Annotated in this window: 1 protein-coding gene; it reads right to left on the reverse strand. The window is 53.6% G+C overall.

Features of this window, described 5'->3' with window-relative positions:
- Window positions 1–438: 438 nt before the first annotated feature.
- The coding region (locus tag AVHM3334_RS23760; protein WP_284415887.1) for a hypothetical protein at window positions 439–668 on the reverse strand (230 nt) is incomplete at its 5' end.

The raw sequence follows: 668 nt of genomic DNA on the forward strand, positions 1-668 counted from the left end.
AGGCGGATCACCTGCACGCGCCTCTCATGCCGCGCTTCGCGCGACAACGATCTCATGTCTGTTGCTTGCATCATCAGCACATGATGGCGCATTCCTTTATTTCAAGATGATTTATGCCGGATCAATAAGACTGGGGCACGCCTCGGTATCGAGGTTCTCGGGGAACTGGTAGCCGTCATTGATCGGATAAGCCATTGGCCCCGCAAAGCGTTTCTAATTCAGGATGAGAACAGCCAGCCACTCAGCCAGTTCGCACTACGCTCACGCTTCGACAAAGCTCGCACGCTGGCGAATGTGAATTTTCAACTCCGGTACATCCGCGCGAAGGCTGCGACCGACACCGGCGACTTGGCCCATTCACAAAAGCTGCCGACACATAGAAATAGAAAGATGACAGAGCAATACGTACGATCAAGAACAGGTGAGCCAGTCAGGCCGCTACGCTAAGTTTCGCGCTTGGGTATCGCCAACAACCTCTACATCAGTGTTTTCAAATTTGAATGCAGCGCCGTCGCTGAGGGCCATGAACTCGCCGATGACGTAGTGTCCCGTCCCGTTATTTTCTGGCATTAATCGTGCATGCCATTGAGGTATGTTGGAACCGGAGATACCGCGATGAGAATGGGCAGACCGAAGGTCGAGTTGGCGCTCTCTGACGAGGAGCGATC

The sequence above is a fragment of the Acidovorax sp. SUPP3334 genome (assembly GCF_030159055.1).
Classification (GTDB): domain Bacteria; phylum Pseudomonadota; class Gammaproteobacteria; order Burkholderiales; family Burkholderiaceae_C; genus Paracidovorax.